Here is a 21,423-nt window from a genome sequence, read left to right as displayed (position 1 = left end):
ATTCCATGACGACCGCAACCATGTTCACGCCGTCCCTGATCGGCCCTGCCATCGGCGACGCGTTCAAGAAGCTCGATCCACGCCAGCTGGTGAAGAACCCCGTGCTCTTCACCACCGCCGTGGTCGCGCTGCTGCTCACCGTGCTGCTGTTCATCGGCGGCACCAGCCTGACGCTGGCCTTCCAGATCCAGCTGATCGTCTGGCTCTGGCTCACCGTGTTGTTCGGCACCTTTGCCGAGGCGCTGGCGGAGGGCAGGGGTCGTGCCCAGGCCGCTTCGCTGCGCGCCACCAAGTCCGAGCTCACCGCGAAGCTCCCGAACGGCAAGACCGTTCCCGCCTCGCAGCTCAAGAAGGGCGACATCGTCCTCGTCCATACCGGTGACCTGATCCCGGCGGACGGCGAGGTGATCGAAGGCGTCGCCTCGGTCAACGAAAGCGCGATCACCGGCGAAAGCGCGCCGGTGATCCGCGAGGCGGGCGGCGATCGCTCGGCCGTGACCGCCGGTACCCGGGTGATCTCGGACCAGATCAAGGTCCGCGTCACCCAGGAGCCGGGCCAGGGCTTCCTCGATCGCATGATCGCGCTGGTCGAAGGCGCCGAGCGCCAGAAGACCCCGAACGAGATCGCGCTGACGATCCTGCTCGTTGGCCTGACGATCATCTTCCTGATTGCCGTCTCGACCATCCCGGGCTTCGCGTCCTACGCTGGTGGCCAGGTGCCGGTGGCGATCCTGGCGGCGCTGCTGATCACCCTGATCCCGACCACGATCGCGGCCTTGCTCTCGGCGATCGGCATCGCCGGCATGGACCGTCTCGTCCGCTTCAACGTGCTCGCCAAATCGGGCCGCGCGGTGGAAGCAGCCGGCGACATCGACGTGCTGCTGCTCGACAAGACCGGCACGATCACCATCGGTGACCGTGCGGCCAGCGAGTTCCGCCCGCTGGGCGGCATCTCGACCGACGAGCTGGCACGGGCTGCCTTGCTCGCCAGCCTTGCCGACGAGACGCCCGAAGGTCGTTCGGTCGTCACGCTCGCCCAGGGCAAGTACGCGGTCGCGACCAAGGCACTGCCCGAAGGCGCGGAGATCATTCCGTTCACCGCGCAGACCCGCATCTCGGGTGTTCGCATGGGCGAGAATTTGATCCAGAAGGGCGCGGTCGATGCGATCCTGCGCGCCCATCCGGGGCTGGGCGACACCGCAGTGGCCGGCGACATGCGCCGCGTTTCGGAAGAGATTGCCCGCCAGGGGCAGACCCCGCTCGCGGTGGCCGAGGATGGCCGGCTGCTCGGCGTGATCGCGCTCAAGGACGTGGTGAAGGCCGGCGTGCGCGAGCGGTTCGGCGAGCTGCGCCGGATGGGCATCCGCACGGTGATGATCACCGGCGACAACCCGCTGACCGCTGCGGCGATCGCGGCCGAGGCAGGCGTGGATGACTTCCTCGCGGAAGCCACCCCGGAGGACAAGCTCGCGCTGATCCGCAAGGAGCAGCAGGGCGGGCGCCTGGTCGCGATGTGCGGCGACGGCACCAACGACGCCCCGGCGCTCGCCCAGTCGGACGTCGGCGTGGCGATGAACACCGGCACCCAGGCCGCGCGCGAGGCGGGCAACATGGTCGATCTCGACAGCGATCCGACCAAGCTCATCGAGATCGTCGGCCTCGGCAAGCAGCTGCTGATGACGCGTGGCGCGCTGACCACCTTCTCGGTGGCGAACGATATCGCGAAGTATTTCGCGATCATCCCGGCGATGTTCATCGCGCTTTATCCGTCGCTCGGCGTGCTCAACGTGATGCAGCTCGCGAGCCCGCAAAGCGCGATCCTCTCGGCGATCATCTTCAACGCGCTGATCATCCCGTGCCTCGTTCCGCTGGCGCTGAAGGGCGTGAAGTATCGCCCGATCGGCGCAGGCCCGCTGCTTGCCCGCAACCTGGCGATCTACGGCCTGGGCGGTGTGCTCGCGCCGTTCGTGGGGATCAAGCTGATCGATCTGGTCGTCGCCGGACTGGGACTGGCGTGACCAAAATCGCCCCTCCCCTTCAGGGGAGGGGATGGGGGTGGGGCAGGTGTCTCACCGAGACCTGACCTCGCGGACAGACCCCACCCCAACCCCTCCCCTGAAGGGGAGGGGCTTTGAAGGAAGAAACCAATGCTCAAGGATTTCACCACCGCGCTCCGTCCGGCACTTGTCCTGACGCTGCTCTTCGCCGCCCTGCTCGGCATCGCCTATCCGGCGGCGCTCACGGGCATCGGCCAGGTCGCCTTCCCGCATCAGGCCAATGGCAGCCTGATCGAGGAGAATGGCCAGATCCGCGGCTCCGAGCTGCTCGGCCAGAACTTCGCCAGCCCCGGCTATTTCCACGGCCGCCTCTCCGCCGCTGGCGCCAATGGCAACGACCCGACCGCTTCTGCCGGCTCGAACCTCGGCCCGGCCTCCCAGGCCCTTTCCGATCGCGTGGCGAAGGACATCGCCGCGACCCGCACCACACCAGGAAACTCGGTTCCCGCCGATCTGGTGACCACCTCCGCCTCGGGGCTCGACCCTGAAATCAGCCCCGAGGCGGCCTTTTACCAGGTCGATCGCGTAGCCAAGGCGCGCGGTTTGAGCGTGGAGAAGGTGCGCGCGATCGTGAACGCCCATGTCGAGCAGCCGCTGCTCGGCTTCCTGGGTGAGCCGCGTGTCAATGTACTCGCGCTCAATCGCGACCTCGACAAGCGGGTGGCCTCGGGCGCAAAAGCGGCCGAGTGAGCGCGGAAGACAATCGACCCGATCCTGATGCCCTTCTGCGCGCCGCCGCGCAGGAGGGCGTTGGCCGACTGAAGGTGTTCCTCGGCGCGGCGCCAGGGGTTGGCAAGACCTATGAAATGCTCACCGAGGCCGCGGCGCGGCGCAAGGCGGGTGTGGACGTCGTCATCGGGGTGGTCGAGACGCATGGCCGAGCCGAGACCGAGGCTTTGGTCCATGGCCTCGAGATCGTGGCGCGCCGGCCGGTGGAGTATCATGGCCGCAGCATCACCGAGATGGATATCGACGCGATCCTCGCTCGCGCGCCTGCGCTGGTGCTGGTCGATGAGCTCGCCCACACCAACGCCCCCGGCAGCCGGCACGACAAGCGCTATCAGGATGTTGAAGAACTGCTCGCGGCGGGGATCGACGTTTTCTCGACGGTCAACATCCAGCACCTCGAAAGCCTGAACGACGTCGTCGCCAGCTTCACAAAGGTGCGGGTGCGCGAGACGGTGCCGGACCGCGTGCTTGAAGCGGCGGACATCGAGATCGTCGATCTGCCGCCCGACGAGCTGATCGAGCGGCTGCGCGAGGGCAAGGTCTATGTGCCCGAGGAAGCGACGCGGGCGCTCGGCCATTTCTTTTCCAAGTCGAACCTCACCGCGCTGCGCGAGCTGGCGCTGCGCCGGGCTGCCCAGGCGGTCGATGCGCAGATGCTCGATTATCTGCGGACCCATGCGCTGGCGGGCACCTGGGCGGCGAGCGAGCGGCTGGTGGTGGCGGTGAGCGAGTTGCCGGGCTCGGCCGAGCTGGTCCGCGCCGCCAAGCGCATCGCCGACGGCCTGCGCGCGCCCTGGACCGCCGTGCATATCGAGACGCCGCGCACCGCCCGGCTGAGCGATGCCGAGAATGCCCAGGTTGCCGCCTCGCTCCATCTCGCCAGCCAGCTGGGCGGGCAGGTGGCGACAGTGCCGGCAGAATCGGTGATCGAGGGGCTCAAGCGCTTCACCACCGAAGCCCGCGCCACCCAGCTGATCGTCGGCAAGTCGGTGCGTTCGCGCTGGTTCGAGCTGCGCCACGGTTCGGTGGTCGACAAGCTGGTGCGCGAGACGCCGGGGATGGCGGTGCACGTGCTTCCAATGGCCGTGGAGGCGCGTGCCGCGACCATGCGGCCCGCGATCGATCTGGGATCGCGCGAGGGCTATGTCGTATCGCTTGGCCTCACCGCGCTGGTGACGCTGGTCGGCGCACTGTTCCCCGAGGGCGCGATCACCAATATCGGCCTGCTCTACCTGCTGCCGGTGATGGTCGCCGCGACGCGCTATGGAGTGTGGCCGGGCGTGATTACGGGGCTGGTCTCGTCGCTCGCCTATAATTTCTTCTTCATCCCGCCGACCCACACCTTCACCATCCAGGACCCGCGCAACATCCTGACCGTGCTGGTGCTGCTCGGCGTCGCGATCGTCTCCAGCCAGCTCGCCGCGCGTGTTCGCGTGCAGGCGGACCTGGCGCGACGCAGCGCCACGCAGAACAGCTCGCTCGCCGGCTTTGCCCGGATGCTTACGGGCTTGAGCACCCGTGAAGAGCTGGGCGCGGTGCTCTGCGCTGAGGTCGCCCGCCTGTTCGGCGCCCATACGGTGCTGCTCCTGCCGGAGAGCGGCCGGCTCGACCTCGCCGCCGCGCACCCTGCCGATCCGGGGCTGGAAACGCTCGAACTGGCTGCAGCGCAATGGGCCTATGACCAGAATCAGCCCGCGGGCCGCGGCTCGGACACGCTCACGGCCTCCGAATGGCTGTTCAACCCGCTGGCCACCGGCGACCGTGTCCTCGGCGTGTTCGGTCTCGCCAATCCCGATGCGACGGCACCGCTCCGCTCGGACCAGCTGCCGCTGCTGCTCAGCCTGATCGACCAGGCCGCGCTGGCGCTGGAGCGCGTCTCGCTGGAGACCGAGATGGCGACGATCACCCAGCTCAAGGAACGCGACCGGCTGCGCGCCGCCTTGCTCTCCTCGGTAAGCCACGACCTGCGCACCCCGCTCACCACGATCCTCGGCATGCTCGGCGAGATGCAGCCGGCGAGCGACCTGCAGGGCGAGCAGCTCTCCGCTGCCCGGTCCGAGGCGGAGCGGCTCAACCGCTTCGTCGCCAATCTGCTCGACATGGTCCGGATCGAGGCGGGTGCACTCCACCAGTCGATCGAGCCGGTCGACCTCGCCGAGGCGGCGGCGGCGGCGGTGCATGACCTGCGCCGCGTGCTGGAGGATCATCCGATCCGGCTCGACGTGCCCCCAGAGCTGCCGTTCGTCTCGGTCGATCCGCAGCTGTTCCACCACTGTCTGATCAACCTGATCGAGAATGCCGGCAAATATGGCGACCCCGGCTCGCCGATCCTGATCGCCGCGCGCCGCCAGCCGGGCAGCATGACCCTGAGCGTCACCGATGAAGGTCCCGGCCTGCCGCCGGGCGACGAGGCGCGGATCTTCGAGACCTTCACCCGGATCGAGGGCTCGGACCGCAAGGGTGGCACGGGCCTGGGCCTTGCCATCGTCAAGGGCTTTGCCGAGGCGATGGGCCTGTCCGTCTATGCGGCCAACCGCACCGATCGCGACGGCGCGGTGTTCACGATCCGCTTTCCCGAAACCCTGTTGCGCAAAGGAAGCGCCGGCGAATGAGCCAGCAGCCCAAGATCCTCGTGGTGGACGACGAGCCCGCCATCCGCCGCCTGCTGAGCGCCGGGCTCACCCGCGTCGGTTACCGCGTGGTCGAGGCCGGCAGCGCGCGCGATGCGCTGACCGCGGTGCAGATCGACAAGCCCGAGGCGGTGCTGCTCGACCTCGGCTTGCCCGATCGCGACGGGCTGGAGCTGGTGCCGTTGCTCAAGGCGGCGGGCGCGTCGGTACTGGTCGTCTCGGCGCGCGATGCGACCGAGCAGAAGGTCACCGCGCTCGATCTCGGCGCGGATGACTATGTCACCAAGCCCTTCGATACCGAGGAAGTGCTGGCCCGCATCCGCACCGCGCTGCGCCACCGCCTCTCCGCCGAGGCCGAGATGCCGGTGGTCCGCTTCGGCACGGTCGAGGTCGATCTCGGCGCCCGGCTGGTCCGCAAGGCCGGGGCGGAGGTGCACCTTACGCCGAAGGAATTCGGCTTCCTCGCCGAACTGGCCAAGCATCCCGGCCGGGTGGTGACGCACAGCCAGCTTCTCCGCACCGTCTGGGGGCCGGGGCACGAGAATGACGTGGAGTATCTGCGGGTTGCCGCGCGGGGCGTGCGCCGCAAGCTGGAGGAGGATCCGGCGGTGCCTTCGGCGATCCGCAACGAGCCTGGGGTGGGCTATCGCCTGATGGCGTGAGCGGTGCTGCGTGCGAGGACCAGATCGGCGAGGCACATCGGCACCCGCCGTCAGCCGGTGGTCGGCGTTCCGGTCAGTTGACGGAAGACGGTTTCTGCGCTGCCTGACAGCACGAGTTCCAGGCGTTGCAGGAACGCGAATGGCAGATATTCGCGCAGCAGATGGAGTATCAGCCCGAAGACGAGCAGGATCGCGAGGATGCGCAGAACCGCTCTGACGACCCTGGGCGCGCCATCCACCAATTGTTCGAGATCATATTGGAGCTGGACAGGCGCCATGCCGCGCTCACGCTGCCAGGTGATCACATAATAGCTGGCGTGGAGATAGCCTCGCCTGGCCAGCCCAATGCCCAGCCATAGCGCACCGCCCAAGGCCGCGCACAGAAGGAGGAACCCCAAGGGGAAGTCCAGGGCCAGCGCAAGGTCTGCGATCCAGTTGAACAACGGGCCTACCGATCAGCTTGCGGATTTGTCTTCGATCGAGGCGACGGTGCCTTTCGCCGCCTCGCCGAGCATGAGAATTTCGCCCAGGGATGCCTTGTTGAGCACGCTCTTCAGGAATTCGTCGCGGACGTCCGGTGGGAGGTGGTGGCCCTCCAGATGCCCTTGGGCAAATAGCTCGCGCATGATCGAGAGCTCGTTTCCATACCGTTCGCGCTCCAGGCTCGACAGCTGCTCCAGCAGGTTGCTGAGCATGTTCGGTGTGGTGCGCAACGCTTCGGCGAAGATCCCGCGAACGCCCTTGGACAGCAGGACTTCCTTCTTCTTCCGGAGTTCCTCCTCCACCGCATGCTCGGCATCCTGCGCTGCGATCCGCAATCCGGTCATGCCAATCGTACCGGCGTGCTTTGCCGCCTCGCCTTCCAGGCTCAGCGTCGCGCTCAGGGCGAGCAACGTGATCCCGCGGTCCAGCAGGGGATCGGTGGACAGCAAGTGCGCGCACGCCGCGTTGACCTTTTGCTGCGCGTTGCTCAGATCGCCGAGCTGAAGCGTGGCATGGCTCTCGCTTGCGGGGGCTGCCTTTTCCGAGTTGTTCACGGCCACGGCCCGGCCTTTCCTGCGGGCCGGCGGCTTGGCGTCCGGGGCGGCCGCCGGCCGTTCGGGTGCCAGCTGGCTCGCCTCGGACAGCTTGGCCAGCACGGTCGAGCGGATTCTCGGCCAGATCAGCCTTGTGCCCCGTTGTGCCGCGACGACGGGGTCTTCGACCCGATACTCAACCGTCAGCTCAGCGATATAATGAAGCCCCGGCGTCCAGGTCGGCAGCTTCATTTTCTCTTCGAAGATCTTGTCTGAAGTGTCGACCTCGACAAAGCTGTATCGAGCTAGCAGCTTCTCGCTGATCGAGAGGCGATAGTCCGTGATCCGTTTGGGCGTTCCCTTGCCGATGGCGATCAGCGCCCAGCCCACCCTGGCTTCCGGCAGCTTCTGGCCGCGATCGACGAGCAGCGAGTCTTCGGAACTCATATTCATGTCCCCCGATCCTGTTGGCCAAGCGTGATCTTCCAGCTTTCGGCAAAATAGCGGATGCGCGCGCGACCATCCTCATCCGTCGCGGCGTTAAGCATCGCGGTGGCGACCATGGCGAAGTCGTCCCGCAGACCGAGTTCGCGCGCGCGCTCCAGCAGGCTTTCGAGAACCGACCGGACAAAGCCTCTGGTGTGGCGGTTCCGAACGCCGCGCTCGAGCCAGGGGGCAACCGCTTCCAGGCCACCTGAATCCCGAAAGGGGCGTCGCAGCAATAGCGGGGCCGTGCTGGCCTGCTCGTCCTTGAGATAGCCCGTCTCCGCGTGGATCGCGTGGGCGAGGTGGACCATCGGAAGGATGCAGACCACCGACTGGCGATCGCCGTTATCCCAGCGTTCCAGCCCCTTTGCCAACTGTTCGGCGATCCGTGCGGCGGTATCCGGGACCAGCGAGGCCCATGCCCAGTAGAAGTCGATCGCGCGCTGGACAGGTTCGAAGAGACGGTGCGGGGCCAGGCTCTCCGCGCGGTGCAGAAGGGCGAGCGCCTCGTCGAGCTCGATCGCGCCCCATGACGAAGCGCAAAGCCGGATTGCCCGGATCCGTTCCTCGTCCGTCGCTCCGGCGCCTGCCCATTCCTGCAACCGGCGAACGATCTGCTCCTTCGATCGCGGTGAGGTCTGCACGGCCACGCCAAGCGCTTCGCCGGTGGCGAGCAGCGACTGCTCCATGGGCTTCCGAACCCAGGGCATCAGGATCGAATCGAACATGCTCGCGAACGCGAAGCTTGCGCAGGCGCCCACGCCCACGCCCAAGGCCAAGGCGGTTCGGGTGTCTCCCTCGCGTGCCAGTTCAGCCATCCATTGGACCAGGCGGCCGCGTATGTCGGTCCGTTCCTCCCAGATATATCGCCGGATCAGATCGTAGCGCTCGGCCTCGGCGAAACGGACCTGTTCCCCGGCGTCTCCGTCCTCAACGACGGCCTGGATCCGGCGCAGCTGGGCCGAGCGCGATTTGCCGAATCCTCCCGCGCCGGCGCGTTGCGCATCGGGAAGAAGGGCCGTCGCGAGCCGGTCGCAGGCATCGAGTATCGCCGTAAAGGACGCACCCGGCAGGAAGGCGACGGCAAGGGTGAGACAGCGCTCCCGCGGCTCGAGATCGGTGTCGAACCAGGTGTCGAGATCCGCTTCCTGCGCGGCGGCCGGGGCGTCCTTTCGATCCGATCGCTGGCCGAGGGTCAGGTCTACGTCCGATGAGCCCAGGACGATCCCCTGCGCGGTACCCGTATTGTAGATGCCACCCTGATTGTGGAAATTGATGATGATCGACGCGCCCTGCGGGAGCGCGCCCTGCCTCTCTGCACCTGACAGGAAGGGCTGGATGGCGTCGATGAGCTGCGCGACATTGTCCGGTTCGCCGCCGCCATGTTTCGCCGCACTCGCCGACGTTCCGGCGGGGGCATCGGAATTCTTCATGGATCACCCCCGGCACGCGGCCGATGTCGCGGCTTCAGTTTCCGATCTGAACGGATACGTTGCTGGAGTTGGTGACCACGCCGGTCATGGTGCCCGAATTGCTTACCGCACCGCGATTGTCGATCGTGACCTGGTAGACTCTGAGAAGCGCCTCCAGCTCCGCGGCGTCGACAGGCGCGGCCTCAAGCTGGCGGGTGAGGGCGGTTTCCAGATTCTTGCGAAGGGCGGGATCGTCGGGAGCTGCTTCCAGATGCTCGAGCGCTGCCACGGTATCGCCACTGGCTTTCGTGCGGATCCAGGCGACCAATTGCCCGCCAGTCTCCACTGCCTTCTCGCCCAGTTTTCCCGCGACGCCGCCTGTCACCTGCCCAAGGAAGGGCAATATCACCGCAACCGCGGCTCCCGCCAGCACAACTACATCCATGTGGCCCCCGCTCGTTCAAGCTTGAAGTGCATGATGTTCGCCCGCGGGATGTCATGCAATAGCCGTGCAGCAGGTTGTTCTGGAATGGGGCCAATTCCATGCGTCTGTTCTCAGGGCATTCCCGGCGCAGGCGTTATTATGGCGTGCTGGCGACGGAAGCTGTCCTAGTAGCGGGCAGTGAAGGCCACACTCCATTTCTCCTCGCGGGCAAGCAGGTCTTCCCGCTTGCCTTTCACATAGCTGAGGTCGAGGCCGAAATAATTGTTCGTGTCGAAGCTCAGGGAGAGCACGGACCGGAATTGCGACAGGTCCCGGGGATAGCCCGACAATGCGTGCATATAGGTTTCGGTGACGGTCAGATCGATCGGGAAGCGGAAATTGTCGTGGCTGATCGCGAAACCGAACTGGGTGCCGATACGGCTGAAATCCTGCGCCTGAAGATCGGGCCGATCCCCCTGCTTCGTGAAGGTGCCGTTGTTGAAGCGAATGTCGAAGATCGGGCGATAGGAGAAGAAATATTCCCGGCTGGGGACGATACGCCGATAGGCATTGAGACCGACCGGGAGTCCGAAGATCTCGCTCGCAACCGGCATATAGCGAAGATTGACGCTGGCGATCTGGGCATGGTTGACGTCGTCGAAGAGCAGCTCCGGGCGCATCTCCATGACGTGCATCAGGGACCAGCCGGCTTTGTCGCCGGAGCCGAAACTGGAACTCTGGCGTCCGATCAGGACGGCTCCCAGGCGCCAGTCCTTGGAGGTGACTTTCCGGGCCTGGCCAGTCACGCGCGACAAGTCGTGGTTGATCCCGGCATAGGGGATCAACTCGAGATTGGCATAGGCAGGCGGATGGGGGCGCGGATCGTCGGCGGGTGCCACCGGCGCGCCTTCGATCAAGGGAAAGGCCCATCCCAGCACGCCGACCAGCTTGACGGATTTCTTGCTGGCGATCCCGTCATCGGTGAAACTCACATTCACCTTCTCGGCAGCCTTGAAGTCGGGCTGCCCGCGCAGGAACATCAGGGAATCGGTGTTGCCGCGCAGCTTCAACGGAAGATTGAACTCCGGCGGCGGCGGTGCGCTGCCGGCGATCTCGACCGGCCTTCCCGGCGAACGCTCCACGCATTCCACGACGATTGAAGGGTCGCTGTAGAATTCCCCGATCTTGGCATGTCGCGGATTGGAGAAGCTGCCGCTCTTGTCGCCCAGGATATCCGAAATCTGGAACTGCGCCGCGATCAGCTTGTCGCTGCCGTCGAAGTTGCAGTCGGTGATCGCGTTGCACAGGAGTATGCGGACGGCGAGCGAGGGGCGGGCCGAAGGCGGGGCCGTGGTTCCCGGCGGCAGAGCTGCCGCGAGGGCGGCTTCTTCCGCGGTGGCCTGGGCCTGCGCCCATTGCCCGAATTGCCAGCCGATACCCTTGTCCTTGAGGACGAAGAGCGCGAGCTTCTCGCGGTCCAGCACCTGGCGCTGCGTGACCGGATCCAGGATGCAGACATCCTTGTGCAGCGGATTCGCCGCATAGGCCTGGCTTGCGAGTGCGAGCGAAGCGGCGGCCGATGCCGAAAGCCGGGCGCGCCTCACGGCTTGGCCAGCTTGAAGATGCGAACCTGGAAGGCCGACAAGGTCTCCTTGATCGCCGCGGCGACCGGAATGGCATTGGGATCGAAGCTGTATTGGCTCGTGGCGCTCAGTGCCTGGGCCACCTCCACGAAATAGAGTGGAAGCGTGTTCACGTCCTTGCGATAGGTCGTGCCGAGCACGCCGGCAGGATTATGCGGTGAAGGGCCAAAGCCATTTTCGAGTGGCAGGTTTGTCGCTCTCCGCACGGCTTCCAGCTTCTCGAAATAGTCGAAGCCCACCTTGGCCAGCATGATATTGGCCTTGTGCGTTTCGCCGCCATGCGCGCGCTCGAGCTTCTTCAGCGCACGCCGGTTCGATATGTGGATCCCGGCCATGATGGTCCCCCCTTTCGGAGAACGAGGCGATGGGCTGACGTCTCCCCGGCGTCACGCGATCCCCGTCCTCCCGCCATGGTAATCGAGTGTATAGTTTCGGTCGAGTCGATCTGCGTGTAATAATTGATCCGATTCTGTGGTTATTAAATTTACACTGGATGATTTATTTTCGGATCGTTGTGTTAGTCATGTGAGGATTTGAGAATATATTATTAGTTTGCTTCATTTTTAAGGGAGCTGTTGTGGGTGTTCGGATATTGCTCGAGCATTCCGCGCACCCGTCATCCCGGTGTCACGGACAAGTGCATCGATTGGACGTCACCGTCGGCACGGCCGTGGCCAGGTCCGAGGACGACAGATCGAAGGTGCAGTCGTTGAGGCGGGACATTATCCGGTACGGGCCGACCTTTCCGTCGCTTACCGTCAATGGATCACCCGTACGCGCGCGCAGGCGCAGATCGCTATATTGGCCTTCGTTCGGGACCTCGATCACGACGAAGCTGAGCGGATAGGCCGAGCCATTATAGACCCCGAAGCGAACGTCACCCGTCTGACCGCGCACGCCGCCGCCACTCTGCGCCCAGGCAGCTTCCCCGGCGTCGATCGCAACAACCCAATAGCCGTAGCTTCCCGCCGTGCCGCTGCCGGATACGCGGCCGGAAAAGATGAAGTTGCCGAAGCCCTGCACCTGGCCATAGGCCTTGGTCGAGAGGCAGACATGCTTTGGGTAATCCTGCTCCGCCGCCACCGGGGCGGGAGCGCAGAGCGCGAGCGCAAACGGGACCAGGGCCAACCTCATCACAATGTCTCCTGCTAGTCGATCTGAACCCATACGCCGCCATTGGCGGCGACCTTGAAATCGGTGGCCTGGTGCTTCCCCGGGAGCGGCGATCGCGGCGTGCACGCCTCGATGGATTGCTGTGGGGCGCAGCTGCGGGCGGTCAGGCCTGTGGTCGAGAAAGCCCGGCGCCCTTCTTTCGCGCGCTGGACTTCGGCGAGGCTGTCGAATGCGGCCAGGGCGCGCATGTCGCTGTCATAGTGGGACGCGCGCATCTTGTCGCCGACGAGAACCCAGATCGTACCCGCTGCCGCCGGTTGGCTCGGCTCCGGGGCCGGTTTTGGCTCCACGGGCGCCGGTTGGTCGGTGCCGAGTATCCGGCCGACACCAGGGAAGAATTTCTGCGTCAGGCTGAGCTCCCCGGCGGGCGGTTGCGAAGCGCGCGCGATGCTGGGGGCGCTCATCTTTGGCGCCGGGCCGGCGGGGCGGGGTTCCGCCTTGTCGTCGACCGCCATGCCCGATGCGCTTGGCATGGGCGTGGGAGGCGGCGTTTCGGTGGGCGCGGGGGGCTGGCCCGGCGGGGTTCCGGTTTTGGAGCCCATATATTTGGTGCCGTACAGATTGATCGTGATCGTGCAGCCCGACAGGAGGAGGCAGATGAGGAAGATCTGAACCGGATTGCGGGCCACCAGATGCCCGCTCGCGTCGATGGAAGGTGTGCCTGCTGCCCGCCTTGCGCGGCTGTCCCAGCTAAGAAACCAGAGCGTGAAGAGGATGAAGAGCACGATGGCTGCTCCCAGGAGCGGTTGCTCCTCCTTCGGGTTGTTCATGTAGATGCCAGCCGCGCCCGCGAGCAACGCGATCGAGGCGTATGCGAACCCTGCTACCGGACATTTGCGGGCCTGTTCGGCGGAGAAGAGCTCGCTCATCCTCAGAAGCTCTTGGAGAGGCCGGCGCTAATGCCGCGATAGTCCTTTCCGAAGCGGTATTGTACGTGAACCGCGAGCACATCGGGATTGTCGAAGGCGGGGTTCTTCTGCGGCCGCCATTGCACCCTGACCGCGCCGATATCGCGCACCGCATAGTTGCGGTTGAAGATATGCTCGTAGCCGACGAAGTAATTCAGCTTGCTGCCAAAGGGATCGTGGTCGAGGAACTGATCGAGCGACACGCCGGCATTCAGGTCGAAAAAGCCTTCGTTGAGATAGGCCGGCACATTGGCCATCGGTGTGCGCTTGTCGATGTAGCTGCCGGTCACGTGGATCGTGGCTGCCCCGAGAGGAAAGAGCGGGAACTTGCTGTCGCCGGTCAGATCCTGGATCGTGTAGATCAGGCTCGTCTCCGCGATCTTGGCCGCGCGCTTGCCGCGACGATGTTGCACGGGGCCGCCCGAAGTCACTGACGGAATGTCGAAATCTTCCCATCCGGCATAGCCGGACAAGCGGATGCCAAATGTGGATACGCGGGACGTGGCGTCCTCATCCGGTGCCTTGGCATAATAGAATATGCCGCCGCCGATCCTGCCGGCAGTTGTAATGGCGCCCTCGACATCGACTCTGTCGAATATCCCCGCGGCCTGGAGCTGGATGGGCGCCTTTTTGAGGCATTGCCGTATTTCGGCGATGAACGAAGTGCTTGCGCTATTCAGTTCGCCGAGGCGCGCAAAGCTCTGCTCCGCGGCAGTTGTAAGCACGGGTTTCGCGCGCTTGTTGCAAAGTGGATTAACATAGCGGGCAAAGGTCGGGTGACCTTCGACTACTTTCTGAATCGCTTCGGTATTTCCATTCTGCTGGGCCGCGGCTGCGATAGGTAAAGCACAAGAAATCAGTGAAACTGCAATTATTGCTCGCACGGCATCCCCCCGAATGCACTGGCTGTTGCATTAATTGTCTTCGAAGTTGTGCAGATTCGTCAAGGGTGGCGGGAGTATTTATTGGGTAGAATTCACAGTGGGTTATGATTTTACAATCAATCCAAAATGGATGATTTGCGGTTTGTCTCGGGGGCGTCGTTTCCAATGGGCGCGCCATGGCGGGAGCCGGCCATCAGCCGGGTGCAAGGCAACCTGCAGCGCGATTGAAGACAATACTGCCCTGAGCGATCAAAGGGCGGTGGTGCCGAGTACAGGGATCGAACCCGTGACCTTCGGTTTACAAAACCGCTGCTCTACCAGCTGAGCTAACCCGGCGACGGGCCTGCCCTTGATCGGCTTCGGGCGGCCGGTCAAGGCCGAACTAGGCCGGGCCGACCGGTGCCGGGCGGGTGACGATCCACAGCGCGCAGGCCGCCATGCCCAGCGCCGCGCCCAGCGCGAGGGGCAAATGGGGGCGGGCAGTGAGCCAGAAGACGCCGTAGCCGAAGGCGATGCCGGCGCAGGCGGCGATCTTGCCCTTGCGCGGGATCGCGCCCTGTTCGCGCCACTGGCGGATCGGCGGGCCGACCCTGGGATGGTCGAGAAGCCAGGCCTCCAGCCGCTCGGATCCGCGGGCGAAGCAGCCGGCGGCGAGGATCAGGAAGATCGTGGTCGGCATCACCGGCAGCAGCGCGCCGATCACCCCGAGCGCGACGAAGAAACAGCCCAGCGCGACCCAGAACAGGCGCACCGCGCGGCTGGCGAGGCGTGGCTCAGGCGGGATGGCGAACGACCCGGGCGGGCGCGGCGGCGGTCATGATTTCTCCCTGGTACCGGCGGGGTTTGTGCCAGCGGGCCCGATGGGGATCAATGGTGCGCGGCATGGCGCTCGGCCATGTAGCGGCCGGGCGACGTGCCCAGCGCCTTGCGGAACATGGTGACGAAGCTGGGCACGCTCTCATAGCCAAGGTCGCCCGCAACCTGTTGAATCGAGGCGCCGGCGGCGAGCCACTTGACCGCGAGCATGACGCCCAGCTGCTGGCGCCAGCGGCTGAAGCTCATGCCCGTCTCGCGCAGGATCAGCCGGGCGAGGGTGCGCTCGCTCAGGCCGGCACGGCGGGCCCAGGCATCGATGGTGCCGCGCTCGGCCGGCGCCGCGATCATCAGATCCGCGACCCGGCGCAGGCGGGCATCGGCGGGCATCGGCAGGTGCAGGTCCTCGACCCGGGCGGAGGCGATCTCGTCGACCAGGACGGCGATCAGCCGGGTATTGGCGCCGGTCTCCTCATAGAGCTCGGGCAGGGTGGCGGCGCGAGCCATCAGCTCGCGGAGCAGGGGCGTGGCGGCGAGGGCGCAGCAGCCCTGGGGGAGGCCGGCATCGACCTCCGGCGAGACAAAGGCGTTATAACCCTCCAGCGCGCCCGAGGCCTTGATCGAATGGAGGGCGCCGCCCGGGATCCAGATGGCGCTGCGGGGCGGGACGATCCACAGCCCGCCCTCGACCTCGCAGCTCAGAGCCCCCCGCTGGGCCAGGATGATCTGGCCCTTCTCGTGCCGGTGGAGGTCCAGCTCGAAGCTGCCGAAGTCGTCGGTGATGAAGCCATAGGTGACCACCGGACGCGGCACCGCGTCTGGATCCTCCATATCCTGTTTAGCACCAAGGTTGCGCAATATGGGCATGCGGGGCTCCGGCCAGATTGGCTGAATCGGATAATATTCTGTCCATACTTCGCAGTGACGCCATGAGTCCAACCGATTATTCCAAGCGAACCAGCCGGTCGCGGCGGGAAAGTTGACGGACTGGACGTTCCGGACGCCGATGTTTGCACGCGGCGCCGGAACGGCGCGGCGACGAGCCCGGTTCGGCGCTGTAACCCGCTGCCATGGCTATGAAATTCGTGATCCCGCGTCCTGCGCAAGCAACGGGGGACGGAACGCTCCGCGCAAGAGATGAGGACGTCGTGATGCTGCCGATGGAATCCCCCGAACGCCCCGGCACCAAGGCCCCCGGCCGGATCAGCCAGGCGCTGATCCGCCTGCTGATGAAGCGTGCAACCATCACCGCCAGCGAGCGTCTGGGCGAGGGCTTCGCGCTGATCACCCTCGAAGGGCCGGCGCTCAAGGGCGTGGCCTGGACCGCGGGGCAGAAGATCCAGATCGCGATGGGATCGGCCTTCACCGCGCGCACCTATACGCCCATCGAATGGAACACCGAAACGGGACGCGTATGCATCCTGGGATACACGCACGGCGAGGGGCCTGGCAGCGCCTGGGTGCGCGACGCCGCGCCGGGCGACAGCTGCGACATCTTCGGGCCGCGCGCCTCGCTGGATACCGGTCGGCTGACGGGTCCGCTGGCGCTGTTCGGCGACGAGACGTCGATCGGCCTGGGCTATGCGCTCGCCTGGCAGGATCGCGCGCGGACGGTGGCGAGCTATTTCGAGGTCGGCGATGTCGAGGCGAGCTGCCGGGTGGCCGAGCAGCTGGGGCTGGAGCGCGTCTCGCTGTTCGAACGCTCGGCGGACGACGCCCATCTCGCTGAGATGGAAGCGCGGCTAGAAGCGCTGGCGGCGAGCGGCGCCAGCTTCGTGCTGACCGGCAAGGCGGGGACGATCCAGCGGCTGCGCCAGGCGCTCAAGCGACTGGGCGTGCCGGCGGCGCGGATCGCGACCAAGGCCTATTGGGCGCCGGGCAAGACCGGGCTCGACTGAGGCTGGGAAAGTGCGGGAGCGCCCGGAGGGGGGTGGGCGCTCCCGCGGCTTCCAAAGGGGGCGGAAGCTTTGTTGTAGGCCAGCGCCGGTGGGGGGCGTTTCGGCGATGACCTGCCTGGCCGATATGCACCCCCGCACGGGTGGCCGCCATACTACCTTGGTTGGGGGTAGCGGCAGCGCTTTGGCGGTGGGCGAGCCCATGCCTGCGCGCTAGGAAACGGCGATGCGCATCTCGCTTCCCCGCGTCGCCACCGCACCCTTCTGCCCCGCCGAAGTGCAGGGGAGCGTCGCGGTGCCTGCCGGGCTGCCGGGCTGGCGCAAGCTGTTGCGCTCGGGCGGGCCGGGGCTGCTCGTCGCGGTCGGCTATATGGACCCGGGCAACTGGGCGACCGATATCGAGGCGGGTTCGCGCTACGGCTATGATCTGCTGTTCGTCGTGCTGCTGTGCGGTGTCGCGGCGATGCTGCTGCAATGGCTGGCGATGCGGCTGGGCCTGGTCGCCCGGCGCGACCTCGCCCAGATGGCGCGTGAACGCTACAGCCTGGCGACGACGCGGACGCTGTGGCTGCTCGCCGAGCTGGCGATCATCGCCACCGACGTTGCCGAGGTGCTGGGTTCGGCGCTGGCGTTCAACCTGCTGCTCGGCGTGCCGTTATGGCTGGGCGTGCTGCTGACCGGGCTCGACACGGTGATCGTGCTGGGCCTCAAGGGGCAGGGCTTCCGCCAGCTCGAGGCGATCGTACTGGGGTTGATCTCGACGATCGCGATCTGCTTCGCGGTGCAGCTCGCGATCGTGGGGCCCAGCTTCGCGGGGCTGCTGCACGGCGCCGTGCCCAAGGCCGCGATCTTCGCCGATCCGCATGCGCTCTACCTCGCGGTCGGCATCCTCGGCGCGACGGTGATGCCGCATAACCTCTATCTACACAGCTCGGTGGTGCAGACGCGGGTGACCGGGGCCAGCGTGCCGGCGACGCGCGAGGCGATCCGCTTCGCGACGATCGACATCGTGGTGGCGCTGTTCCTGGCGACCTTGGTGAACGGCGCGATCCTGGCGCTGTCGGCCGCGACCTTCCATGCCAATGGCTATACCGGCGTGGCGGAGATCGACGATGCCTATCGGCTGCTCGAGCCGCTGACGGGTGCTGCGGCTGCCGCCCTGCTGTTCGGCATCGCGCTATTCGCATCGGGGCAGAGCGCGACCTTTACCGGAACGATCGCCGGGCAGGTGATCCTGGAGGGCTTCCTGAACCTGAGCATCCCGTGCTGGCTGCGCCGGATCATCACGCGCGGGCTGGCGCTGATCCCGGCACTGATCGGCGTGGTGTGGATGGGCGAGGGCGGCGTGGGCAAGCTGCTGGTGCTGACCCAAGTGGTGCTCTCGCTCCAGCTGCCCTTCGCGATCTGGCCGCTGATCCGCTTCACCAGCGATCGCACCGTGATGGGCGAGTTCGCCAACGGGGTGGTGGTGAAGGTGATTGCCTGGGGGCTGTTCGGGCTGATCGCCGGGGCGAATCTGTGGCTGGTTTCGCGGTGGTTTGGGTGAGGGCTGGAACCCTTCTTGCTCCCCTCCCTTGCAGGGAGGGGAAAGTAGGTTTCAGAAACTCCCGCTGATCTTGAAGGTGAAGATCGGGCCGATCAGCTGGTTGTTCGACTGGCGGAAGACCAGCGGATTGGTGGTGCGGCGGCCGGCATAGACTTCGCGGTCGTAATAATGGCGGGCGCTGAAGATGTTGCCGACCGTGGCGCGGACCGTCAGGCCGAGCACATTCTTGTGCTCGGCGAAGACGTTGACGAACCACGGCCCCTCATTCTCCTGGTTCACTTCGGTCAGGTAATAGTACGGCGAATAGTGATAGAAGCTGGCGTCGACGCCCCAGGCCAGCGCGCTCTTCGGGATGTCGTGGCGGAAGTTGAGTTCCGCCCAGCGATCCTGGGTGCCGCTGATCGTGCGCATCTGGCCGGTGAGCGGATCGCGGACGCGGGCACGCTCGATGCCGACGGTCGCGTCGAGCTTGGCGCCGGGCAGGCCGAGCGGGGCGAACTGGATCGTGCTGGTGCTGACCAGCCCCATCCGGGTGGCGCGGGGCAGGTTGCCGACGCCTTCGTCGTCCGCGCCGATCGGGACGATATCGATGATGTCGTCGATCCGGTGATAATAGGCGCGCAGCCGGGTCTTGCCCGCCGCGCCCAGCGTGCGGCCGACTTCCATCTCGGCTTCCCAGCTCTGCGGCGGGACGAGATCGGGATTGCCGGCATTCTGGCGCTCGGACTTGAGATTGGGCTGGGCGAGGAAATCATAGAAGCTGATCTGGCCGACGCGGCGGCGGACCTTGAGGCTGAGGTCCCAGGCGGCATCGGGCTTCCAGCCGAGCGTGACGCTGCCCTTGGGGCGGAAGAAGCGCCGCGCGGACAGATCGCCATCGACGCGCTCGAGCACGCTGGTCTCGCCGCCGCCGGCGACCTGCAGGCTGAGCTTGGCGCCTAGCGCCCGGCTATAGGTGACCATCCCCTCATGCCGGACCTCGCGGACGATGCCGCTGCCGCCGGGGAAGGGAACGGGGATGAAATCGCCCTGCGGGTTCAGCGTGGCGAGCGCGCCGCGCTGGTCGAGCCCGTTGACCGCGCGCTCGAGCGAGACCTGCCAGTCGGCCTTGCCCATCTTCCAGCCATATTCGGCGCGGGCGATCGTCTCGGTGATGTGCGAGTTGCGGGTGAAGCGGGTGCCCTGGTCGGGCGCGCCGCTGGCGAAGCTGTCGATCTGGGTGGAGATCACCGGCTCGTGATCGAAATGGCGCAGGCCGATGATCTTGAAGCGGCCCGGCCCGAGCGCGAACTCATAATCGGCGTTGACGTCGTAGAACCAGCCGTTGAGCCGCTGGCGGCGCAGGCGGGTGCCGTCGTTTCCGTCGGCGCGGAAGCGCTGCTCGAAGTCATAGACCGGGTTCCAATAGGGCGAATAGCCGAGGACGAGATTGCCCTTGGACGTGCCGGGGCCGTCGATCGCCAGGCGGAGCTTGGCGGTGACCGTGTCCGATTCCTGGTGGAAGACTTCCTCGCGCCGCTCGATCAGCGACCCGTCGGCGGCGTAGAACAGCTCGGGCCCGCCGATCGCGCCGCGGCCGGCCTGGTCCTCGAGCGACAGGGTGTAATCGACCGCGCCGGTCTTGCCGGTGTAGCTGATATTGCCGCGGAACAGGTTGGGCCGCGAATAATGGGCGCGGAAATCGGGCTTCCATTCGAACTGGCCGCCGGCCTTGCGCGCGTTCTTGAGGATGATGTTGGCGACCTGACCCGAGAGGCCGGCGATGCCGAGGGTGGAGGCATCGACGATCTCGATCCGCTCGACATTGCCGGCGGCAACCCGCTGGAGCTCGGCGATCGCGCCGCCGGTCTTGTTGGCGATGCGGGTGCCGTTGATCAGCACATTCTCCGATGCCTGGCCGAGACCACGCTCCTGGTCCGCGCTGCGGATGGTGAAGCCGGGAAGCTGGACCAGCATGTCATAGGCAGTGCGCGGGGCGAAGCGGGCGAAGTCCTCCGGCGTGAAGGATTGCTTGGCGGCCGCCGTGCCGGTTGCAGGCGGCACGGCGGTCTGGGCACGGACCGCGCTCGAGGGAAGGAGCGCGGTGCCGGCAAGGAGAAGGGCTGCGAAACGCATCACTGGGGCGCTTTCCTGGCGATCAGTGCTTGAGCACGCGGATCTGGACGAGCTGCTCGGGCGTGGGATCGGTGATGCCGATCTTGCGCGCGTGGCGGACATCCTCGGCGGTGACGCCGACGGCCTTGAGCTCGACGAGGCGCTCGGCCGGCAGGTCCGGATAGCCCATCGCGGCCATCTCGCGGACGAAGGCGGGGGTGACGTTCAGCGCCTTGAGCTGGGTGACGTCGTCGGCGGAGAGGTTGCGCAGGCCCGCCCCGGCCATCTCGGCGAGATATTCGGGCGAGACGTCGAGCGCCTTGAGCTGGATCAGCTCATCGGCCTTGAGCTTGCCGAGCCCGGCGCGGAGCATGCGGCCGGCATAGTCGGCGTCGATGCGGAGCGCGGCGAAGGCAGTGAGGTCGTCGAGATTGTCCGGGCGGAAGCCCTGGCGGGCGAGATCGGCGATATAGGCCGGGGTGACCTGCAGCGCGGAGAGCGCGGTCAGCTCGTCGATCGTCGGCTTGGGATAGTCGGCCCTGGCCAGCGCCTCGACCAGTTCCTTGTTGGCGCCGACCAGGGTGAGATCGAGCGATTCCTGGTAGCTCGGCCGGCCGATGCCGCGATTGGCGAGGTAGCCGGCGAATTCGGCATCGGGCGTGAAGCTGCAGCTGCCGATGGCGACCTTGCGCTCGGTAGCGCCGGTGCAGTCGAGGCGACCGGGTTCACGGGCGATGGCGAAGCGGATCGGGCCGTTTCCCTCCAGCGCCCGGGTGTCGAGGCCGATCTGGCTACCCGAGACGCTGGTGTTCATGTTGTGGCGTTCGCCCATGGTCAGGCTGAGCTGGAAATGGCCGCGGCCCGCCTCGAGCTGGAGCTTGAAGCCGATCGGGGTGGAGGCGGTGACCGGATCGCGGGCGCGATCGCCGGCGATGGCGGTGGTGGCGAGCAGGGCAAGCGAAGCGAAGGCAATGATCGTGCGGCGCATGACATTTCTCCTGGGTGAAGAAGGCAAGCCGGGGGCGTTCACCCCGGGCCGGGGTGTCAGCGC

General features: G+C 66.2%; 19 protein-coding genes and 1 tRNA gene. 6 read left to right on the top strand and 14 right to left on the bottom strand.

All coding sequences use genetic code 11. The annotated features are described in order from the left end of the window. The first annotated feature begins 5 nt into the window (after positions 1 to 5). The 4 genes from kdpB to AC1RJ5_RS06135 all read left to right on the top strand — a co-directional run bounded on the left by kdpB (position 6) and on the right by AC1RJ5_RS06135 (position 6,078). Positions 6 to 2,018 (top strand): potassium-transporting ATPase subunit KdpB, encoded by a 2,013-nt coding sequence (kdpB, locus tag AC1RJ5_RS06150; protein WP_493112288.1) that lies wholly within the window; start codon positions 6 to 8, stop codon positions 2,016 to 2,018. Positions 2,019 to 2,147: 129 nt separating this feature from the next. Further along, positions 2,148 to 2,747, top strand: a complete 600-nt coding sequence (gene kdpC / locus AC1RJ5_RS06145; protein ID WP_342248740.1) for a potassium-transporting ATPase subunit KdpC — start codon at positions 2,148 to 2,150, stop codon at positions 2,745 to 2,747. After that, positions 2,744 to 5,398 (top strand): DUF4118 domain-containing protein, encoded by a 2,655-nt coding sequence (locus AC1RJ5_RS06140; protein ID WP_493112286.1) that lies wholly within the window; start codon positions 2,744 to 2,746, stop codon positions 5,396 to 5,398. Before kdpC ends, AC1RJ5_RS06140 begins: the two co-directional genes overlap by 4 nt. Then, complete coding sequence (locus AC1RJ5_RS06135; protein ID WP_493112284.1) at positions 5,395 to 6,078, top strand: response regulator; 684 nt, start codon at positions 5,395 to 5,397, stop codon at positions 6,076 to 6,078. Before AC1RJ5_RS06140 ends, AC1RJ5_RS06135 begins: the two co-directional genes overlap by 4 nt. A gap of 50 nt (positions 6,079 to 6,128) precedes the next feature. On the opposite strand, the gene AC1RJ5_RS06130 is transcribed toward AC1RJ5_RS06135, so the two are convergent. The 12 genes from AC1RJ5_RS06130 to AC1RJ5_RS06075 form a co-directional block, all read right to left on the bottom strand. Next, positions 6,129 to 6,521, bottom strand: a complete 393-nt coding sequence (locus AC1RJ5_RS06130; RefSeq protein WP_269574665.1) for a hypothetical protein — start codon at positions 6,519 to 6,521, stop codon at positions 6,129 to 6,131. A 12-nt stretch (positions 6,522 to 6,533) separates the two neighbouring features. Continuing rightward, the gene (locus tag AC1RJ5_RS06125; RefSeq protein ID WP_342248737.1) at positions 6,534 to 7,547 is read right to left on the bottom strand and encodes a hypothetical protein; all 1,014 of its coding nucleotides are present in this window, start codon (positions 7,545 to 7,547) and stop codon (positions 6,534 to 6,536) included. Beyond that, a complete protein-coding gene (locus AC1RJ5_RS06120) occupies positions 7,544 to 9,013 on the bottom strand; it encodes a hypothetical protein (RefSeq protein WP_493112281.1) in 1,470 nt (489 codons plus the stop codon). The genes AC1RJ5_RS06125 and AC1RJ5_RS06120 overlap by 4 nt, the downstream gene beginning before the upstream one ends. A 34-nt stretch (positions 9,014 to 9,047) precedes the next feature. Further along, on the bottom strand, positions 9,048 to 9,437 hold the full coding sequence (locus AC1RJ5_RS06115) for a hypothetical protein (protein WP_269574668.1): 390 nt from the start codon (positions 9,435 to 9,437) through the stop codon (positions 9,048 to 9,050). 164 nt (positions 9,438 to 9,601) lie between these two features. Then, complete coding sequence (locus AC1RJ5_RS06110; protein WP_269574669.1) at positions 9,602 to 11,020, bottom strand: hypothetical protein; 1,419 nt, start codon at positions 11,018 to 11,020, stop codon at positions 9,602 to 9,604. Then, on the bottom strand, positions 11,017 to 11,394 hold the full coding sequence (locus AC1RJ5_RS06105; protein ID WP_184168005.1) for a hypothetical protein: 378 nt from the start codon (positions 11,392 to 11,394) through the stop codon (positions 11,017 to 11,019). Before AC1RJ5_RS06105 ends, AC1RJ5_RS06110 begins: the two co-directional genes overlap by 4 nt. A 292-nt stretch (positions 11,395 to 11,686) precedes the next feature. Further along, positions 11,687 to 12,193 carry a hypothetical protein gene (locus tag AC1RJ5_RS06100; RefSeq protein ID WP_493112279.1) on the bottom strand — a complete coding sequence of 169 codons (507 nt, stop codon included), beginning with the start codon at positions 12,191 to 12,193 and terminating at the stop codon, positions 11,687 to 11,689. Between the two features lie 14 nt (positions 12,194 to 12,207). Continuing rightward, positions 12,208 to 13,101, bottom strand: a complete 894-nt coding sequence (locus AC1RJ5_RS06095) for a hypothetical protein (RefSeq protein WP_493112277.1) — start codon at positions 13,099 to 13,101, stop codon at positions 12,208 to 12,210. Between the two features lie 2 nt (positions 13,102 to 13,103). Further along, positions 13,104 to 14,024 (bottom strand): hypothetical protein, encoded by a 921-nt coding sequence (locus tag AC1RJ5_RS06090; protein ID WP_269574672.1) that lies wholly within the window; start codon positions 14,022 to 14,024, stop codon positions 13,104 to 13,106. Between the two features lie 260 nt (positions 14,025 to 14,284). Then, positions 14,285 to 14,360 (bottom strand) — tRNA-Thr (locus tag AC1RJ5_RS06085). A 46-nt stretch (positions 14,361 to 14,406) separates the two neighbouring features. After that, positions 14,407 to 14,775 carry a YbaN family protein gene (locus AC1RJ5_RS06080; RefSeq protein ID WP_493112274.1) on the bottom strand — a complete coding sequence of 123 codons (369 nt, stop codon included), beginning with the start codon at positions 14,773 to 14,775 and terminating at the stop codon, positions 14,407 to 14,409. 116 nt (positions 14,776 to 14,891) lie between these two features. Then, the gene (locus AC1RJ5_RS06075) at positions 14,892 to 15,668 is read right to left on the bottom strand and encodes an AraC family transcriptional regulator (protein ID WP_269574674.1); all 777 of its coding nucleotides are present in this window, start codon (positions 15,666 to 15,668) and stop codon (positions 14,892 to 14,894) included. A 320-nt stretch (positions 15,669 to 15,988) separates the two neighbouring features. Between AC1RJ5_RS06075 and AC1RJ5_RS06070 the strand changes: the two genes are divergently transcribed. After that, positions 15,989 to 16,735 (top strand): siderophore-interacting protein, encoded by a 747-nt coding sequence (locus AC1RJ5_RS06070; RefSeq protein WP_493112272.1) that lies wholly within the window; start codon positions 15,989 to 15,991, stop codon positions 16,733 to 16,735. Positions 16,736 to 16,958: 223 nt separating this feature from the next. Then, entirely contained in the window at positions 16,959 to 18,278 is a 1,320-nt protein-coding gene (locus AC1RJ5_RS06065; RefSeq protein ID WP_493112270.1) for an Nramp family divalent metal transporter, read from the top strand. Positions 18,279 to 18,329: 51 nt separating this feature from the next. Here the strand turns inward: AC1RJ5_RS06065 and AC1RJ5_RS06060 are convergent, their stop codons facing one another. Both AC1RJ5_RS06060 and AC1RJ5_RS06055 read right to left on the bottom strand, forming a co-directional pair. Next, positions 18,330 to 20,393 carry a TonB-dependent receptor plug domain-containing protein gene (locus tag AC1RJ5_RS06060; RefSeq protein ID WP_493112268.1) on the bottom strand — a complete coding sequence of 688 codons (2,064 nt, stop codon included), beginning with the start codon at positions 20,391 to 20,393 and terminating at the stop codon, positions 18,330 to 18,332. 22 nt (positions 20,394 to 20,415) lie between these two features. After that, positions 20,416 to 21,360, bottom strand: a complete 945-nt coding sequence (locus AC1RJ5_RS06055; RefSeq protein WP_493112266.1) for a hypothetical protein — start codon at positions 21,358 to 21,360, stop codon at positions 20,416 to 20,418. Positions 21,361 to 21,423 lie beyond the last annotated feature (63 nt).

The organism is Sphingomonas sp. GW822-FHT03G08 (assembly GCF_058801135.1).
The sequence above is the reverse complement of the archived record's forward strand: the minus strand, read 5'-3'. Positions and strand labels throughout refer to the sequence as shown.

Coding starts and splice junctions, on each gene's coding strand:
- kdpB (WP_493112288.1), top strand. CDS start 6: ATGACGACCGCAACCATGTTCACGCCGTCCCTGATCGGCCCTGCCATC.
- kdpC (WP_342248740.1), top strand. CDS start 2,148: ATGCTCAAGGATTTCACCACCGCGCTCCGTCCGGCACTTGTCCTGACG.
- AC1RJ5_RS06135 (WP_493112284.1), top strand. CDS start 5,395: ATGAGCCAGCAGCCCAAGATCCTCGTGGTGGACGACGAGCCCGCCATC.
- AC1RJ5_RS06125 (WP_342248737.1), bottom strand. CDS start 7,547: ATGAATATGAGTTCCGAAGACTCGCTGCTCGTCGATCGCGGCCAGAAG.
- AC1RJ5_RS06120 (WP_493112281.1), bottom strand. CDS start 9,013: ATGAAGAATTCCGATGCCCCCGCCGGAACGTCGGCGAGTGCGGCGAAA.
- AC1RJ5_RS06115 (WP_269574668.1), bottom strand. CDS start 9,437: ATGGATGTAGTTGTGCTGGCGGGAGCCGCGGTTGCGGTGATATTGCCC.
- AC1RJ5_RS06105 (WP_184168005.1), bottom strand. CDS start 11,394: ATGGCCGGGATCCACATATCGAACCGGCGTGCGCTGAAGAAGCTCGAG.
- AC1RJ5_RS06100 (WP_493112279.1), bottom strand. CDS start 12,193: ATGAGGTTGGCCCTGGTCCCGTTTGCGCTCGCGCTCTGCGCTCCCGCC.
- AC1RJ5_RS06095 (WP_493112277.1), bottom strand. CDS start 13,101: ATGAGCGAGCTCTTCTCCGCCGAACAGGCCCGCAAATGTCCGGTAGCA.
- AC1RJ5_RS06075 (WP_269574674.1), bottom strand. CDS start 15,668: ATGGAGGATCCAGACGCGGTGCCGCGTCCGGTGGTCACCTATGGCTTC.
- AC1RJ5_RS06070 (WP_493112272.1), top strand. CDS start 15,989: ATGCTGCCGATGGAATCCCCCGAACGCCCCGGCACCAAGGCCCCCGGC.
- AC1RJ5_RS06065 (WP_493112270.1), top strand. CDS start 16,959: ATGCGCATCTCGCTTCCCCGCGTCGCCACCGCACCCTTCTGCCCCGCC.
- AC1RJ5_RS06060 (WP_493112268.1), bottom strand. CDS start 20,393: ATGCGTTTCGCAGCCCTTCTCCTTGCCGGCACCGCGCTCCTTCCCTCG.
- AC1RJ5_RS06055 (WP_493112266.1), bottom strand. CDS start 21,360: ATGCGCCGCACGATCATTGCCTTCGCTTCGCTTGCCCTGCTCGCCACC.